The following is a 15,848-nucleotide window of genomic DNA, read 5'->3' on the forward strand; positions in this document are numbered from 1 at the left end:
TTACACATTTTAGCGCGAATGCGAAAACGCCTATTTTGGTAAGTACAAAAATGCGAAAACGCCCAGTCGACACTATTCAAAACCTCCAAATAATCCATATGGACTCCATCGTTATTTTATGGAATCCATATGCATCTGAACGATGCAGGGATACGGCCGTGAAACACGATCATGTCTTCGATGAACTCTCAAAAGTCATCGTGCAGCCCCGCAGGGATTGGCGCGACACAGTTGCCGCCATTGCCGTCGACCTTGGCGGCAAGGTCGCTACCGGCTTGGCGATTGGAATTGGAATTGCTGTCGGTCGCGCGCTGGCGGGGTGAGGCAAACTCCCTTCGGGGAGCCGGCTTGCGTTTACCTTAAGACCCGGCGCCCGGTGAGGCTGAGGAATGTGGAATGATCTTGGATGGAGAAAATTCAGGGGCGCCGAACCGATGTCTCCTGAAAATGATTCGGGCCGGGGGTATGCCGACCCCCGCCCGTTGGTATGAAAAAATGTTCATGACGCTTCAGATGATATCGAAGAGAACCTAGAGGCGCAAGGGGCGGGTAATTTTAGCGCTTCTTCGGCTTCGGCGTGATCTGCTCGACGCGCACCTTGTCGCCGATTTCCTTGGCCATATCCAAAGCCGCCTGTTTGTCCTTGGTGGTGATCACTGTGCGCCAGTGGGGCATCGAAGACGCTGACGACGTAGGTTGTTACAGGCGTCTCGGCCATCCCTGTCCCCTATATTGCGCAAAAGCCCGCGCCACTTGCGGGAGGCGCGGGCCGATCGGAAGCCGGTGAAGATCCCGATCTTCGGCAGTGATGAGTGAAGCATCGCTTGCCGCAAGCAAAAATAGTTAGAGATTGCTAATGTTCCGTCAAGTTGCGCTCTGGAACATAGGCGCGGATCAGCGATCACTCTAACGAGGTAATCCGAGATCGCCACTGCCGACGTGGCCGACTGTTGCCGGCGCCCTGATTGATGGCGACAATGCCAGCCACAATAGAACTAAGATGAAAGCCGCAGCCATAAGACACGCTAATAGGTCCACACTGCGTGTCGTCAGCAAGATACTGTGTCGCCATCTCATGAAGTCATCTCTTTTTCAGTGACCGTCTCTGTGCAGCGGCTGACTGGGGAACGACCTGGTGTTTGGTGGATTCCGGAGTAGGCTCCTCCGTCTGCTCTTGCTTAATGTCTCTCCGCCCATAGACCAGCCTGAAAACAAGCGCGAAGTACCCGACCTGCAATAAAACCGCAGCGATGATGCCCCAGGCAACAGCCTTCCAGATAGATCCTGTGGCCACATAGGCCCAAGCCCCGACGACGCCAGACGTCGTCAGCATTCCCACCAGAAATTGCGGAAAATACATTGCCCCAATCCCCTTTGCCGTTCCCCAACGGCTCCCTCCTGCAAAATCTCATTATTTTAGCAAGTGCGCAAGTAAAGGCCCGCCGCCTCATTTGCGAAGCGACGGGTCCTCACCCAACCCCACATCTGTCAATGCAATTGCGGTGCCAGACATATTGACCCGTTATGGGGCACCTTGCAGGGGTAGCCCGCCTCGATAAGGGATGAGGACGGCGTGACGATTGACCTGGGGCCGCTGGTGACGGTCAAGACCGACAAGGTGCGGCTGCTGAAGAAGTACCGCGCGCCTACACGCAGGAAGCGGCTGCGCGACGAGGTCGACTAGTTGCCCTTCGCCTTGCCATAGGCGTTCGGCGACGTGTCCGGCGTGTAGATCAGGCCGACATCGTTGCTGCTGCATTTCTTACAGCGAAGCTTCGGCCTGATATCCCATTCCATTGCCGGCGCGTCCGGGCCGAATCGGTCGCGGAGCTTCACCAGGTCGAGCACTTGCTTATGATGACAGGCCGAGTTGTTGCAGAATGCCGTCACCGTCATCTTGCTGTCGACCAGAGATTGGAACGTCCAGCCTTTTGTCATTGAGGGCGATCATATCCGAGCACCTATCAGTCAGCCAAGCCAGGGTCGTGATGGACGATCGCGTCCAGGATCGCCTCGTACACGCTGCCAGTGTCTTCCTCGATCTCGTTGCTGCTGATGCCTGCGGCCTTGGCTTCCGCGAATAGCTGCTCGGTCAGTTCGGCGACCGAGATGACATCGGCGCCCGCCGTTTTAGGGACGTGCTTTGAAATCCACTTGTAAAGAAAGTCGGTGCCGCGCGTGCTCATGGCCGACATAAGCCGAAGGCGGGCATAAGGTTCCACAGAGCCCCGCCAGCGCGCATCCCGGCCAGCCGCTGTTCCTACACCACCGAAGCGCCACGCGCGTCCTGGCGCCCACCTGATGGCCAACGGCATAGGCAGTACAATTGCTTTGTTAAAAACGTACAGTCCAACCCCGTTGAACCCGACAAGGAACGGTTTATGAATCCGTTCTGTCTTTTGGTTGCGCGAGGGCTACCATCATGGACCAGAGCAATACCGGCGAGCACGTCTCGGCTTTCGACTTCGATATCGTGCGCGAAGCTTTCAGGAAGTCAGTGAGAGAGTTGAACCTGGCTGAAGAGCATTGGGCGGCGCATGCTAAGACGCTCTTTCAGGACTTCACCGGCAGCGAGCCCGACGAGGCCATGGTCAACCATATCATCGGGCGCTAGGTCAGTTACCGGCCCTTCATCATCCGCGCCTCTCGCAACAGCGAAGACCAACTGTGTGCGCCGAGAATGGCGACAAGCTCATGAGCTTGCGCTTCGGTAATGCCTGCCTCAGCCACCAGCCGCCTAACGATAAAATCAATCTGTTTGGTGCGTGCTTCGTCCTGTTCATCGGCCATCAGCACAATCTCCTGAACGGCCAAACGCACTCATCAGGCGCTTGTTCCGCGAGAATTGTAAGGCTCGTACAGAGGCGCTAGGCGAAAGGGCCGTCGGTATTGGAATGGCCATAGCAGGTTAGCCCGTTGCCGCCAGTACATCCGTGATCGCCGACGGTGCCAGGGCAAGCCCCTGCGATCCTTTAGAACGGCCACGCTAGCGCCAACACGACGCTAGCCGAGAGCATGAAGGCGAGCTTGGCCAGGCCGTTATCGACCACGGTAAGCCCTCATCGCATCCTGTACCGCCAAGACCGTCTGCCGACGCATGTCGGCCACGCTCTCCTTGGACGGAGGCGCATTGCCATTCCAGTTGTGGGTCTGGCTGATGTTGACGATCGTCCGGTTGTCGCCACCACCGCTACCCGAGCCTGACCGCACATCTGCGAACTGGTCAGGTCGCGCAATGATGACCTTCTCGCCGGGACTCTTGAAGAACTCGACGTGTTGGGTATCTCTGCTGTCGATGCCGCCCGTGGCAAAGCCATAAACGGCCTTATGTCGGCGAACCTCTTGTTGGTACATAGATATTGCGGTCTGAGTGAGCGTCTTTTCGTAGCCGTTGGCGCCCGGAATGCCGACACCGCCGCCGCCGTTGTAGGCAATATTTGCAGCGATCTGCTGCGGCGTTGCCGCCAGACCGCTTGCGCCGTATCCGACAATGCCCATACCGCCGATAGCGGAATAGTTGGACATGGCTGATTTAAGGACGCTGTTGAAGACCGCCACCTGTTGCGCCGTATGGCCGCCAGAATTCAGCCCGTTCGAATCGTAGAGTTCACCGCCGATACGGGTCATCGTGCCAGCGGTAGAGCCCGACGAAGACCCGCCGCTGCCGCTGCTAAATGCGCCGGCTAGTCTTCATGTCATCGAGCGCGTTGAACGTCTTGCGCGTGTTCGCCTCGATGTTCATGAAGACGGTATAGTAGCGAGTGTTCTCTGTGGTCGGATCGCGGCCAGTGAAGCCTGATTGCGGGTTGGCAAGAGCGGACATTTGCCCGGGCGTGAAGATGCCGACTGTTTCCGCAGTGTTCTTAAAGAATGACACACGCTGATTGTCGCCGGGGTGGATAATGCCGCCTGTAGCGAAGCGAGTGACGTTGACTCCACTACCGCCACCTGAACCCGAACCGGTATTGACCATGCCGCCTTGACCGGAATCGTAGGTCGGCACGGAATAGGAAGTCATCGACGGGCCGGATTGCTGCGCGGGATCACCGCCATAGCGGGTGACGCCAACAGGGCCGCCAGGCACATCGTATATCGACTGAGTGCCTGAACCTACTTTCTTGGTGACAACAGTGATGGTGACTGTCTTGTCGGGAAGCGACTTGATGGCCCTTCCCAATTTATCCACATCGCCCGTCAGGCGGTCGCTTTCTGTCCTGGCGTAAATAAGGCTTTCTATAAACTTACGGACTGGACCAACATTAAACCCGTCATTAACAAGCGCCTGTTTTATCTGCTCAATTCCGGCAAAAACATCCTTAGCGCTCTGAGTACCATTATCGAGCTGATCAAAAAGCCTCATTACTGATTTGGTAGCGTCGTCTATCGCCGAGCCAGCACCCTTGATGTTCGATGTCTCACCAAAAAACTGCTGGATATTTCGCTTGTCGCTCGAGTTGGCGATAGCATCTTGCCAGTAGCGGACTTGCGAGGTAGTGGCCTGCAATTGCACTTGCAGGTCGGTGTATGATTTTAGCTGAGCCTGTCGGGCGTCTTGGGTTGCCTGTTTTATATCTTCAAATCGCCCTGCTACATCGCTCATGGCGCCTGACAAGCTGCGCAAAGATCCAACTTGGGTGGATACATTAAATCCGCCAAAGATTTTCGCTATTGCGCCGTCAGCGTCGCGAGCATGTGCCGCAAAGTTTTCGACCTCCTTGCCTGCGGCATCAAATAGTGACGGGAGATCGCGCACCTTGTCGACAACAAGGCCCTTTATTCCCTGATCCTTGCTCAGTGTGTCGGCGAGTTTCTTCGCTTCAAGAGCCGCAGCCTGGATACCTTCGGCAAAATGCTTAGCGTCTGGTGTGAGCGACGGATCAAGCCGGAGGTCGCCGATCGACGCCACGAGGGCATCAACATTGACATTGCCTGCGTCGATGGTGTCCGCAAGTTTGCCGAATGCTTCAGAGCCAGCCGAGCCGACCACGTCAGACGCACGCTGAAGGTCTCTCAGGTCGACCTTAAGGTGGTCGAGCGAGGCAGCCAACGACCTTTGATCGTTCTCTATCCGTGTTTTTGCATCGGCAGCGATAACGGAGCCGGGAAGCTTGGCGGCCTCATCGGCATACTTCTTCAAGGCTTCGGTCAAATGCGGGTATGTGTTAGCCACCTCGTCGAGCAACTTCTTGTGCCCTTCAAGAATCTCATCGACTGACTCGATGTCTTCACGCGTCGCGGCCATGTAGAGTGCGACCGCGCCAACTGCTGCAACACCCGCGGTGGAAAGCATGCCGGGAAGCGTCGTTAGCCAAGTTCCGAATGCCGCCCTCACGCCTGCGCTGGCCGCAATGATGCCCTGCGGTCCACTCATGGCGTAGGACAAGTGATTGGCCTGCTGGGTCATCACCATCATCGGCGATTGACCCATGGCGATGCTTTCAGCAGCAGAGCGTGCAGCGTGGCCTAGCGATGCCCATTGAGTGGCGCCGAGGGCTGACGCGTGAGCACCTTCCTCGACTGCTACGGCGACGCCAAGGTGTTTGGTCTTGGCAAGATCCATGACGCGGTTGATTTCGTTCTGGTCAACGCCGAGCTTTTTGGCCGCAGCATCGGCCGTGATCAGAGCGCGTTCCATGCGCTGGGTGGCTGCAAAGACCGGATCGACGCTGGCCTTGAAGCGGTCCCAAGCCTTGGCAGTGGATGAGATCGAGCCCGCGGCGCCAGTCATGACCGTGGTCTGTTTTGCAACCGCCTCAGTCGCAGCGTTGGCGCTATCCATCGCCTTGTCGTAAGCGGCCTGCGCGGACTTCATCGCTTTGACGTAAGCGGCTGAACCGGCCTCAGCTCCGCGCGAATCGATGGTTAATTCTGTAACTATGACTTCGTCGGCCATGGTCAGTGAGCCTGCGCATCTGCAGGGCCGAACATCGCGGCAGACCATTCCACCTGATACGTCGGCAAGGTGATCGGTCCAAGTCAGGGACTGCGGCCATCCGCGCCAGCAGTTCGCGCGCTGCGCGCTTCCTGCCACTCTGGAAAAGATTGCTGGCGGTTCGAATATCGGACTTGAGGATGCGGACCAGTTCTTCAAATGAACCGACCGCGGCGGCAGCGGCGTTCATCCCTTCGAGCGCATTGCCGAAGGCGTAGTGCATACGCTCGAGTTCGTCAGCCATGTCGAGTGCGTGCTCGGCAATAGCGGCCTTCTTCATAGATTTGTGTGCCGTGGCGAGCATTTCGCGTGCGGTTTTCATGGAATTATCCTGTGATTTGGTGGCTATTGCGGCTAGTTAGTGGGGGATCACCCCGCCACTGCGGCGAGCGCCTCGTCGATGATGTCTGATGCGTCCTGCCAGGGCTTAATGCTCAGCGCCGCATATACTTCGACGGTGTGCGCGATCAGTTCATCGTGCCGGCCGTCTGAATAGAAAGTCTGGTCGCCACCCCGAATTGCGGCCAGATGTTGGCCCTGCAACAAAACCAGGCGCTCGACGATGGGCAGCAACTCCGCAGTGATACGCGTGATGCGCTGTTTCCGGTTTCGTCTTTTGACGGGCATCGTCCTACCTATTGCTTCGGATTGCCGGTGGCCGGGAGCTTTCGCCCGGTCCTTCGCCGTCCAGATCAAGCTCTCGCACAAGCCTTGCAAAACGGATCATGCTGTCACGCTCGACCGCGACCTCGGGGCGAGTTTTCGGATCGCCCTTGGTGTCCGCATACGTCAGCCCATGATCGGCGAGAGCCGTGCGCGCTTGCTGGCCACGATCCCAAGCCTCGCATGCTCCCTGAAGGAGCCGTAGGTGGTGCGATTCCAACTGGAAGTCGGCGACCACCTCGTTCCACCAGCGGCGCGTCGCCGTGGTCAAGTGCCTCGGAGCCGAAGGACCCTTGCGCGCGGCCTTTGCAGGCGTCGAAGCGATGGGAACAACAGCAAGTTCTGCGGCGGATTTTGGTCCTCTAGAACCCATTTTCAGGCCTCTTCGCGCGCGTGTGTTGAACCGGGGATACGAAACCCAAAGGTAAGCCCCGAAGCGGTCTAAGTCCCCGTCCTTCGCAAATGCGAAGACCCCCATGGGTGCACTGCACCATCAGGCTGGCTCGAGATAGCCGGCGAGCACGTACTCATCCGCGATGTCGGTGGGGGAGAGGATGGCGGCCGAACCTTGCTTTGCCATCTTCAGCGTCTCAGGGGATCGGATATGGACGCCAGACCCTTCAACGAACGTCACCTGACCAGCGCCAAACTGATGCACCGTGACCGGTGCCGCAAGCGCAATGCCAAGTGGCACCGTAATGGACACTGGGCTGCTGTTCGTGGTCTTGACTAGCACTCCCGCTTCGAGCGGCGAGATGGCATGCGCGGTTAGCGGGAACGTCTTCCAAGTGGGCATGACCTCTACGAGCGCGCCAGCTTCAGCCAATAAGCGTCCGCCGGCTTCGACCGTAAGAACGCCGCCTGATTCAACAACCATGCGATCATCGCCGCCTGTCTTATGGACCTTGCCGCTCATCAGTCCATGACCTCGACGTTCACCGCGCGCTGCTTGCCAGTGCGCTGGTCTAGTTGGGCGACGTATGAAACGCGCTGGCCAACGCGCAGGCCGTCCATGCCGTCGTTGAGTGCCGTCACATGCGCGAACAGATCGGCGCCACCATCATGGGGCGCGATGAAGCCATATGCCGAGCCGGGGATCCACGTGACGACGGTGCCGTGCTGTCGGTCTTGGTTATGCATAGTTGTATCCTTGTTGCGAAGAGAAAGGCCGGCGGTTGAGCCCATCATGAACCCTGCCGCCGGCCTTGGGTTTGCCCGTCTCGTGGCTTCCCAAACTTATGATTATGACCGGCCGGTCAGCGCCAGAAAGCGGCGCTTGGCTGCGTCCAAGCGGGGCGTCGCCGTGCCTATCTCTAGGGCGCGCATGTGAGATGTGGGGATCAGGCCTTTCGAGCGCGCATCGGATAGTGCGTTTGGATTCGCCGGCACTGGAGTCACAGAGAATTCGAGAAGCTGCTGCTTCAGGAAATCGACACCACCCTTTCGACTCTGGTCGGTCGAGAACTTCCACTCGAGCGGGACGAAGCCCACAGATCCGGCGCGGAGGTAGCCGCCCTTTACTAGACGAAAGATCGTGTCGGCGAACGCGTAGGTCTCCGCATCGGCGAACTCGACGTCGCCGATCAGCCTCCCGCCCACCACCTGCAAGCCAGATAGTTTGCCGATGGGTGGCTCATCGCTTTTATGCCCGAACAGCACGACCGGGTTGCGCTTGATCTCATCAAGCTGCCAACCATTGGGATTGATCGTGTCCGACATTCGGTCGACGCTCCCGTCGGACAGGACGTAGCGAACCTTGCGGTTTCCTGCAGATGCCTCTGGCATGGCGCGTGCGGTTGCCCGCACGCCTTGTCTGCCGTCGAGCCGGCCGTAGCCAGCTCTGCAAATTTGGCTGATGGAACGAACATCGTCATTGGCGCTAATTACCGATCAGCGCAACCATGGCGCCAGCCGTTGTTGCATCGCCGAGATCGTTGGCAACGATGTCAACGCGTTCAGTGACCCGGATCATTGTCGCGTCATTTTCAAACGTGCTGCCGAGTTTGGATTGCGCGATCGTCATCTGCCGGCGATCACCCATGACCGCCGCAAGGCGGAGATCGCCGAGCAACAGCATCGATTGGCCACTGATATCGCCTGTGTCTGTCGGCAGCGCCGGAGTGGTCCGGATTGGGAAATTCCAGAAATGGGGCTCGTTATTCAAAACGGTAATGCCGCCTGCGCCAGCGGCCAGCCGGGCAAACACGAGGGCGTAGCCAGGCTGGCTGCAGTACCAGGCTGCGCCGCCCATAGCGCGCACCGGGAGCCGGGCGAGCAGTGTGGCAAGATCGGTGATGTCGATCTCTGCAAAAGTGTCATGACCGCTGGTCGGCGCTACGACGCCACCCGCATGGCTGCCATCTGCCAGGATCTTCGCGATTCCCATCTTGCCGAACGAAGCGGCAGTACCATCGCCCGAAAAGCCGAGGGTGTCTTCCGACTGTGCGAACGCGCGGGCGCTTTCATCTGCCACTTCGTTGGCCAGGTCAGGAGCATCTTCAAGCGATTCGCTGCTGACCTTGAACAATGTCGCCAGCTTGGTGGCACTGAGGTGGACATTTCCCCAAGCGAGGCTCGACTCGGTAATGAGGCCTCCCTGGGTCGGGCTGTAAACTGTCGCCCCACCGGTCCTGTGCGGATGGTCTTTGCTCCCGCTTTTCATCTGCGACGGCATCGCAAAGCGGCGGAACAGGCCGTACTGCTCCAGCAGCGGAGGCAACACTTCGCCCAGCTCAGATGGCATTAGATAGGCGCCCGCCGGACCTGTATTTTCGGATGAGGCCTTCAGCTCGATCCCGCGCACCTGACACCACTTCAGGGACGCTTCGTCCCCGAGAGCGGCCCGGATTTGCATGCCGACACGTTCGGCTACTGCTGGATTGTCGAAGGCGCGAACACGTGCGCCGTTAAAGAATTCGTGCTTCATGATGTTCAAATTTCTTTCCTGTTGAGTATCCCGGCAGCGATAGCCGCCTCCAAAAACTGGTAAATCGGATCGCCGACGACCTTCGGGCCGAAGACCGGACCCGTGACGACATCGCAAACCAAACTGGGTGTGGATTTTCCGAGGCGTCGTAGGCGATCCCTGAAGCTGGCCGCTTCCTCGTTCGCTTTGCGCAACTCGAGAACTGCCTCAGCCCTGCGCCGAACGATTGCCCGCCATTCGTCGGCCGTCTCCCGAAGCGCTTCCGCAACCGCGAGCCTGCGTGCTTGGTTCGCCTGCTCGGCCAGATCGTCTAACGCGAATGCAACCGCCTGCTGTTCAATAATGGCCTGGTGAAGCTGCATCCCCGGTGTCGGTGGGCGAACGGCTGGCAGCGCAGAACCATCTAGCATCGAGGCCGCTAGATCGCGGACGCTGTGCCCCGAGACTGGTAGCTCAGGCTTAATTCCGGCTTGTTCGAACTCGATCCGCGCGGCGAGCAATTTCTTACCGCGCTCTTTAAGGGCTGCAGCCTTTTGCTGAATCGCCTCGATCTCTTGCGCGGGGGTTGGTTCTGGTGGTTTCGGGGTGGCCATTCATGGTCCTCTCATTGGGGAAAACGGTACTGCCAGCCTTTAACCGTCGGGTTTGAAGGCTGGCAGTCGATCGACGACCGCCGCCATTGGCAGTCGGATTGCTAAATCGGGTGATTAAGGCGACCACACTTTGGCTGCCTCTTTTGTGATTTCGGCGACGATGCGGCCGATGGGAATGACGATCTCTGAGCGCTCAAAATTGAGCCGCGGCACATCTCGGTCGGGGATAAGCCGCGGCAAGCCACATCCACGCCTGATGACGGCTGGTGCGATCAGCAGCGAGTCCGGATCTGGCGGTCTTTCGAGATTGTCGAACGCCGTGCCGATCGCCATCAACCAAGAACGACCGGCGCGCTCGAGTTCGTGAGCGATGCGCAGGACGCAAACGTCTTTTACGGAAAACCAGCGCTTGCTGCCACGCCGTTCGGTGAAGAGCGCCGACACCCCACGGGCGCGATGCGTAAGCACATCCAACGTGCCGCGCGGCATCCCGCACAGGGTCGCCGCTTCATCGCGCGTGTAGGCGCGGTGGAGCCATGCGTTCATTGGTTTTCCTCTGTAAGTTTTTTGGGAAGGCAAAAAGGGGGTTGCCGCCACCTGTGGCGGGGTGGCGGCGAAGCATGGCGACCTGGGGAGGCACCGTGCTATTTGTCGCTGAGTACCGTCCTTGGATGGCGCCCAGCGCCGGGCTAACCCGGAACTAAAAAGGCCGCCTCACAAGGAAGCGGCCTGTATCTCTCACTATAACTCTTGGGACGCCACAATGGGTATGCCCACTATGCGAGTCCTGCTTCCTCGGCGAGACGCTTGCAACGGCTAGCCTTGCGCGCAGCGCCGATCTTGTATTCGCGCCATGCGCGTTCCACTACTTGGAAGCCGAGAAACACTAACGCTCTGCCTGCGCCCTTTGCGCCAGTTAGATTGCCAACCCAGTGATCGCGCCCGATAGTCTCAAGCTTGTCGCCGCTGACGACGGCGGCCTCGAACGCATCCCGTATCGGCCCAAGGCTTTTGCGAAGGTGAGATAGAACCGGCTCGGAATCCATCTTGTGCAGAAGCGGCCAGTCGCCCTGCCATTTTCTAGGCATGGGCTTGCCTTTTTCTTGGTGATGTCCGGGTCAGCGATATCGGCTCGGGTTGCCAGAGCTTCTGGCTTCGCACGCTTGCCGGTTAGCGTCTTGGCGCCCTTGTATAATATCTTGCCGGTGCTGTCATCGAGCGTCGATTTCTGATCGAGCACATAGATGTTGTCGACGTCGGTTCCGCGAAGCTCGACCTGGCAGATGTCGACTAAAGCCCGATATCGATTGGCTAGCGCCAGATATCCGTCGTTTCGCTACCGTCTTTAGCAGTCCGCCCAATGGCCAGTTCTGATTATCGCCCGACGGCCGGTTCCGCCATTTCGAAGACGAGTACCACGCGATGCCGGTATTGATCCGGCGTGAGAGCGTCGGCCCGTCACCTTCTAGGCGGATAGGCTGGCCGCGCTTACGTGGTTGTTTCGGCGGCGACCATTCGCCCTTGGCGAATAGTGACACCAGAACCTTGCCGCGGTCGAAGATAGGCACATCATGGTCGCGGATCCATGGAACGTTGTCATTCGCGGCAATAGGGTATGCGTCCGCGCGGCGTGCGCCGTTTGCGATAGTCATGGTTGGAAAGTTCCCCAGATTGAGAGCGGCCTGCCACGGCCGTAATATGCTAGATGTAGGCTTCAGACGATAAAAAAGACAGTCTAGGCCCTAGATGTTGTGCGCTTTTGCGGGAGGCTGGCGACTTATGTCAACGCCCGGCTCATTGTCGTTTGCAGGTTTTAAGTCGGGTCTAAGCTTCCATAGCGACTGCCAGGAAATGCGGCGAACTTGAACGGTTTCGCCATTGGTCTCGACGGTTCTTGCTGCAGCCACTGGCGCCCTCCAATTATTCGTCAACCCGCCGCACGGACGGCAGCGAGGTGGTGTATAAATCGCCATCTTCGGTTTCGGTCACCACGATAAACCTGCCTTCTTCGAGGGCGCCCTCATGCAGTAAGCCGAAGACGCGGCAAGGATACCAATTGGTTTTGCCGCCCACCTGCCGGACTGGATAGGCAGCGTCGAACGGTTCGATTGCAATTACATTGCTCATGCTGTGCTTTCATCATGTGTTCTCCTCTGGTTTCTTTTTGAACGTCACCAACCGTCCCTTGCGTGCGTGAGGCGATTGAAAAATCAACGTCCGAATGTATTAAAAAGCGAACGAAGATGGTTTCTGTCTCACGCGCACAAGGGACACTCGGTGACACTTGCCTAAGCTGATTGTTTCAGGCCCCCGGCGTCCGCAATTATCTCGCGAACCTTCCGCCTGCGCTCCGCTTCTTCTTTTGCGCGGTAGGCGAACAGCGTATGCACAGCGGGCCGTACGGTCCATTGCATGCTGTCCCGCCTTGCGCTTGGGACGGGCTCTAGCCACCCGAAGGCGTCAAGCCGTTCCAGCACGGCTTGCGCCTCGTAGTTATCCATCGCACGCATGACACTATCGCCGCGGCGGACGCTCCGAACGGTGACGCTTGGGGGCTGGTGCGCAAGAATCCAGCCCGCTGTCGCCAGCAACGCATCGTGGCGCTCGGAAAGGCCTAGCACGTCCGCGTAGAAGGCAATGGCGTGCGGGAATAGGAAGTCGTGCAGGAACGCTGCAACACGGCGCGCAGTATCCTCCTTCACCTCGGATGCTGGACGGTTCCCCGTAGATTCGACGCAATGCCAGATGGCACATAGCCGAGCGAACAATCCGTCGTACTTTCCAATGTGGGCGGCAAGTTTCTTGTTTACCGCCTCCCAGCCCGCCGCCATCGCGTGGTGTTTTTCCTCCAGTTCATTGCGGATAGCTTGCGCTCCCTTGTCAAACCGCAGCGGCACTTCCACCAGGCTGCCGACAAGGGGTTTGCTGAGACCGTGGAGCCTATCGACAAGAGCCGCGTACATGGCAACGACTGGCGGTGTGGGCTCGTCCTTCCCGATGGACGCATTGCCCAGCACGATAGGAAACAGCCGCTGAAGCAACCCGTCATCAACGGCATCGCCTGCCACTTTCCGCATCGGTTCCGGCTGGATCCCGCCAAGCATTGAGACGGAAAGATTGTCAATCCAGACATCGCCCCGGCCTATCCGGTTGACAGTATAGTTCCCGCCGTTGAAGGACTGGAGCCAGAAAGCGCGGTCTTTCGCGGCACCGCGGTTCCCGGAGTATTTGTCCATGGAACCGAACCAGCCAGAAAGCTCATCCTGAAGGCAGAGAACGCCGTTCGGGCTGTCTTTCAAAACCTCTTGCGCCGCCTCAATGGTGGTGTCCTCGAGCCGGAGTCGAACGTGCTTCGGTGCCGCCGCGGTCTTCTTTGGTTCTTTTTCGAGCGCATCGTATTCGGCCTTGGCCTCGACGTAAGCGCGGTAGAGTTCACGATCGATTTTTTTCAGCGGAGCCGTGGCGTTCGCGATTATGGGGCTTTTCTTAGTGCTCGGGCTGCCAACTAACGCGACCCAAATTCTCGGCGATTCCATCCAGTCGTCATGGCGCTTCACCTTCAACTGGATGCTGTCGGGAATTGCCGCCGCACAGACGGCCAAAGCCGCCGCAGCAAGCCCACCAGCATCGACGCCCATCATCTCGGCCTGGACGCGAGCGTATTCCTCGATGACAGGAGGAAGCAACCCGGTCGGCAACGGGGGGTGCGTGTAGCGCGCCCAAAGGTCAACGGGCTGGTTGTCGTTGTCAGCCTTCGGCTTCCTTGGCGGCGGTTCAGGAACGTCCGATGGTGACAGGTAGTCCATGAATGCGAAACTAACCGTGCCGCATCCGTCGAATTTTACTTGACCACCAGGCGACACGACCTTGACGACTGTTCCATGGCCTAACTTGGGGTGCTCGACGCGATCGCCAACATTATAGGGACAGGTTTCAGGCTGCGTTGCGCCCTTAGGATTGGTGCTGGACAAGGGCGACTGCCTCCGCTGCGATTTGGTCTGCAATAGCGATTGGGAAGGTGACAGCAGCGCCGCCGTGGTGTTGCGGGCCGTAGACGCGCCAGCCAGTACGCGCCTGGACGAGCTTCAAATCGTACAGGCGGATACCGTCATCCATCTCAACGTCGAAGCGTGCACGCACGGCTCCGCCGCCCGGTGGTTCCGGTCGAAGCGATAAGATTTTCAAAAATGATTTCCCATTTGGAAGTGGCCGCCGTTGGTTCGGCGGTGGTTTTTGTAGGGCAGGGCGGTTAGGCGGCCTTCGCCGCAGCGCGAGCATTGTCGTTCGCGTGGTCGTAAATCGCAGTTCGGCGGCACCCGGCGAGCCAGGCATCGAGATCAGCAACGTCATAGCTGACACCCGCGCCAGCCTTGTAGTAGACCGGGCCAGTTCCAGACATTCGCGACTTGTTCAGCCATGACGCCGATTTTCGAATGTAGGCAGCCGCTTGGGCCGTGCTCATTTTCCCAGTTGACATTTATCCCCGCACTGCTAGGATGTTGACGCTCCTGCTATATTTGGCGTATAGAGTGCTGAAGCGGATTCGCAAACTAGGCGTTTTCACATTTTTTGTCAATCCCTGTCAGGCGGTTTCCGCCGACGGCGCGACGATGTCCAGCCACTTCCATCCCGCCCACTTGTCGCCCGTTTCGCGAATATGCGTGTAGCGCTGCAGGTTTTGCCAAGAGCGATGGCCTGAGACTGACGCGACCTGCGGAATTGTTCGGCCAAGTTCGAACAGCCGTGACACCCCCTCGTGCCGCAAGTCGTGAAACTTCAGGTCTGCAATGCCAAGCATGTTGCACGCGTTGCGCCATGCGAAGTTGATGGTGTCGCCTTTGTAGGGGAAGATTAGTTCGCCCGACTTCGGCGCTGCCTTGATGATAGCCAGCGCCTCCGAGGTAAGCTCCGTCCATATGTTATTGCCGGTAGAGCCGCGCGGATCCTTGGCGTCACGAACCAAAATACGGGAGTGCGCCTCGTCTAAGTCATCCCACCGGATGCGGACTATCTCGCCCTCGCGGCGCGCACTGTACAACGCGAATGCTGCTATCCGCTCCATCGGGAGGCTGCGTGCCGTGCGGGCAGCAAAGAAATCCATAATGCGATTCATCTCGCCCACGGTCGGGCGCCGATCGCGCTGATTGGAGCGGCCAGTCATCTCAAGTTTAGACGCCACGGTGGTCGCGTCTGTCATCGCTTTTTCGTCTAGCGGATAACCCCAAGCTGGACGCGCAATCTTGAAGACGCCAGAAAGAAACGTGAGATACCCCGCAACCGTCGAAGGGCGTCGAGTTTCCGCAAGTTCACGCGCCAGTGCAACGATATGATCAGAGCGTATCTCGGAGCACCGTTTGGAAGCGATGTCGAATTCTTTGAGGCTCTTTAAGACCGCAGCCTTGGTGCGACCAAGCCGCTTGGCTTCCCGCTCGTATCGTCCTATGGCCTCGCCAAGGGTTGGGTCTTCTTTCTTGATTTCCTCAACGACGCCAGGCTTCGATAGCTCGCCCTCACGGAAAGCTCCCCCACGCCGCTGCCTCTCGCCGTTTTGGGAACGTCTTGTTCTCACGGTGGACCGTCTTGCCGTCGCGCTTGATAACTATTTGGGCCATAAACGACGGCGAACCGTCTTTTCGTTTCCGCTCTATGATGCTGGCCATACCCGTACAACATGCCTCCGGTTCGGTACGACATGTTGTACTATATATGAAAAACCGTGCAATAGCGGGAATTT

General features: G+C 58.4%; 22 protein-coding genes. 2 read left to right on the plus strand and 20 right to left on the minus strand.

Features of this window, described 5'->3' with window-relative positions; genetic code table 11:
• The first annotated feature begins 158 nt into the window (after positions 1-158).
• A complete protein-coding gene (locus AC0V8S_RS19135; protein WP_475432801.1) occupies positions 159-323 on the plus strand; it encodes a hypothetical protein in 165 nt (54 codons plus the stop codon).
• Between the two features lie 758 nt (positions 324-1,081).
• Here the strand turns inward: AC0V8S_RS19135 and AC0V8S_RS19140 are convergent.
• The 3 genes from AC0V8S_RS19140 to AC0V8S_RS19150 all read right to left on the minus strand — a co-directional run bounded on the left by AC0V8S_RS19140 (position 1,082) and on the right by AC0V8S_RS19150 (position 2,186).
• On the minus strand, positions 1,082-1,360 hold the full coding sequence (locus AC0V8S_RS19140; RefSeq protein ID WP_475432802.1) for a hypothetical protein: 279 nt from the start codon (positions 1,358-1,360) through the stop codon (positions 1,082-1,084).
• Between the two features lie 320 nt (positions 1,361-1,680).
• Positions 1,681-1,938 carry a hypothetical protein gene (locus tag AC0V8S_RS19145; RefSeq protein WP_475432803.1) on the minus strand — a complete coding sequence of 86 codons (258 nt, stop codon included), beginning with the start codon at positions 1,936-1,938 and terminating at the stop codon, positions 1,681-1,683.
• A gap of 26 nt (positions 1,939-1,964) precedes the next feature.
• On the minus strand, positions 1,965-2,186 hold the full coding sequence (locus AC0V8S_RS19150; protein ID WP_475432804.1) for a DUF768 domain-containing protein: 222 nt from the start codon (positions 2,184-2,186) through the stop codon (positions 1,965-1,967).
• Between the two features lie 236 nt (positions 2,187-2,422).
• Here AC0V8S_RS19150 and AC0V8S_RS19155 point away from each other — a divergent pair, with 236 nt between their 5' ends.
• Complete coding sequence (locus AC0V8S_RS19155) at positions 2,423-2,614, plus strand: hypothetical protein (protein ID WP_475432805.1); 192 nt, start codon at positions 2,423-2,425, stop codon at positions 2,612-2,614.
• Between the two features lie 5 nt (positions 2,615-2,619).
• Here AC0V8S_RS19155 and AC0V8S_RS19160 read toward each other — a convergent pair whose 3' ends face one another.
• From AC0V8S_RS19160 to AC0V8S_RS19240, 17 genes are all read right to left on the minus strand, one after another.
• A complete protein-coding gene (locus AC0V8S_RS19160) occupies positions 2,620-2,790 on the minus strand; it encodes a hypothetical protein (protein WP_475432806.1) in 171 nt (56 codons plus the stop codon).
• Between the two features lie 249 nt (positions 2,791-3,039).
• Positions 3,040-3,627, minus strand: a complete 588-nt coding sequence (locus AC0V8S_RS19165; RefSeq protein ID WP_475432807.1) for a hypothetical protein — start codon at positions 3,625-3,627, stop codon at positions 3,040-3,042.
• A gap of 43 nt (positions 3,628-3,670) precedes the next feature.
• Entirely contained in the window at positions 3,671-5,893 is a 2,223-nt protein-coding gene (locus AC0V8S_RS19170; RefSeq protein ID WP_475432808.1) for a hypothetical protein, read from the minus strand.
• Positions 5,841-6,254: a hypothetical protein gene (locus tag AC0V8S_RS19175; protein ID WP_475432809.1), complete on the minus strand. Its 414-nt coding sequence runs from the start codon at positions 6,252-6,254 to the stop codon at positions 5,841-5,843. The genes AC0V8S_RS19170 and AC0V8S_RS19175 overlap by 53 nt, the downstream gene beginning before the upstream one ends.
• A 47-nt stretch (positions 6,255-6,301) precedes the next feature.
• Positions 6,302-6,559, minus strand: a complete 258-nt coding sequence (locus AC0V8S_RS19180; protein WP_475432810.1) for a hypothetical protein — start codon at positions 6,557-6,559, stop codon at positions 6,302-6,304.
• A gap of 4 nt (positions 6,560-6,563) precedes the next feature.
• On the minus strand, positions 6,564-7,073 hold the full coding sequence (locus AC0V8S_RS19185) for a P27 family phage terminase small subunit (protein ID WP_475432811.1): 510 nt from the start codon (positions 7,071-7,073) through the stop codon (positions 6,564-6,566).
• A gap of 15 nt (positions 7,074-7,088) precedes the next feature.
• Positions 7,089-7,511 (minus strand): hypothetical protein, encoded by a 423-nt coding sequence (locus AC0V8S_RS19190; protein ID WP_475432812.1) that lies wholly within the window; start codon positions 7,509-7,511, stop codon positions 7,089-7,091.
• Positions 7,511-7,735: a cold-shock protein gene (locus AC0V8S_RS19195; protein WP_475432813.1), complete on the minus strand. Its 225-nt coding sequence runs from the start codon at positions 7,733-7,735 to the stop codon at positions 7,511-7,513. Before AC0V8S_RS19195 ends, AC0V8S_RS19190 begins: the two co-directional genes overlap by 1 nt.
• A 102-nt stretch (positions 7,736-7,837) precedes the next feature.
• Positions 7,838-8,314 (minus strand): HK97 family phage prohead protease, encoded by a 477-nt coding sequence (locus AC0V8S_RS19200; RefSeq protein ID WP_475432814.1) that lies wholly within the window; start codon positions 8,312-8,314, stop codon positions 7,838-7,840.
• A 160-nt stretch (positions 8,315-8,474) separates the two neighbouring features.
• Positions 8,475-9,521 carry a phage major capsid protein gene (locus AC0V8S_RS19205; RefSeq protein ID WP_475438658.1) on the minus strand — a complete coding sequence of 349 codons (1,047 nt, stop codon included), beginning with the start codon at positions 9,519-9,521 and terminating at the stop codon, positions 8,475-8,477.
• A gap of 5 nt (positions 9,522-9,526) precedes the next feature.
• Positions 9,527-10,114: a hypothetical protein gene (locus AC0V8S_RS19210; RefSeq protein ID WP_475432815.1), complete on the minus strand. Its 588-nt coding sequence runs from the start codon at positions 10,112-10,114 to the stop codon at positions 9,527-9,529.
• Positions 10,115-10,228: 114 nt separating this feature from the next.
• The gene (locus AC0V8S_RS19215) at positions 10,229-10,660 is read right to left on the minus strand and encodes a hypothetical protein (protein ID WP_475432816.1); all 432 of its coding nucleotides are present in this window, start codon (positions 10,658-10,660) and stop codon (positions 10,229-10,231) included.
• A gap of 230 nt (positions 10,661-10,890) precedes the next feature.
• Complete coding sequence (locus tag AC0V8S_RS19220; RefSeq protein ID WP_475432817.1) at positions 10,891-11,202, minus strand: hypothetical protein; 312 nt, start codon at positions 11,200-11,202, stop codon at positions 10,891-10,893.
• Positions 11,203-12,034: 832 nt separating this feature from the next.
• On the minus strand, positions 12,035-12,241 hold the full coding sequence (locus AC0V8S_RS19225) for a hypothetical protein (protein ID WP_475432818.1): 207 nt from the start codon (positions 12,239-12,241) through the stop codon (positions 12,035-12,037).
• A gap of 161 nt (positions 12,242-12,402) precedes the next feature.
• Positions 12,403-14,085, minus strand: coding sequence for a DUF3987 domain-containing protein (locus AC0V8S_RS19230; protein WP_475432819.1), 1,683 nt, complete (start codon positions 14,083-14,085; stop codon positions 12,403-12,405).
• A 278-nt stretch (positions 14,086-14,363) separates the two neighbouring features.
• On the minus strand, positions 14,364-14,513 hold the full coding sequence (locus AC0V8S_RS19235) for a hypothetical protein (protein WP_475432821.1): 150 nt from the start codon (positions 14,511-14,513) through the stop codon (positions 14,364-14,366).
• 183 nt (positions 14,514-14,696) lie between these two features.
• Positions 14,697-15,683, minus strand: a complete 987-nt coding sequence (locus tag AC0V8S_RS19240) for a site-specific integrase (protein WP_475432822.1) — start codon at positions 15,681-15,683, stop codon at positions 14,697-14,699.
• Positions 15,684-15,848: the final 165 nt, after the last annotated feature.

It is taken from the genome of Mesorhizobium oxytropidicola, assembly GCF_056174625.1.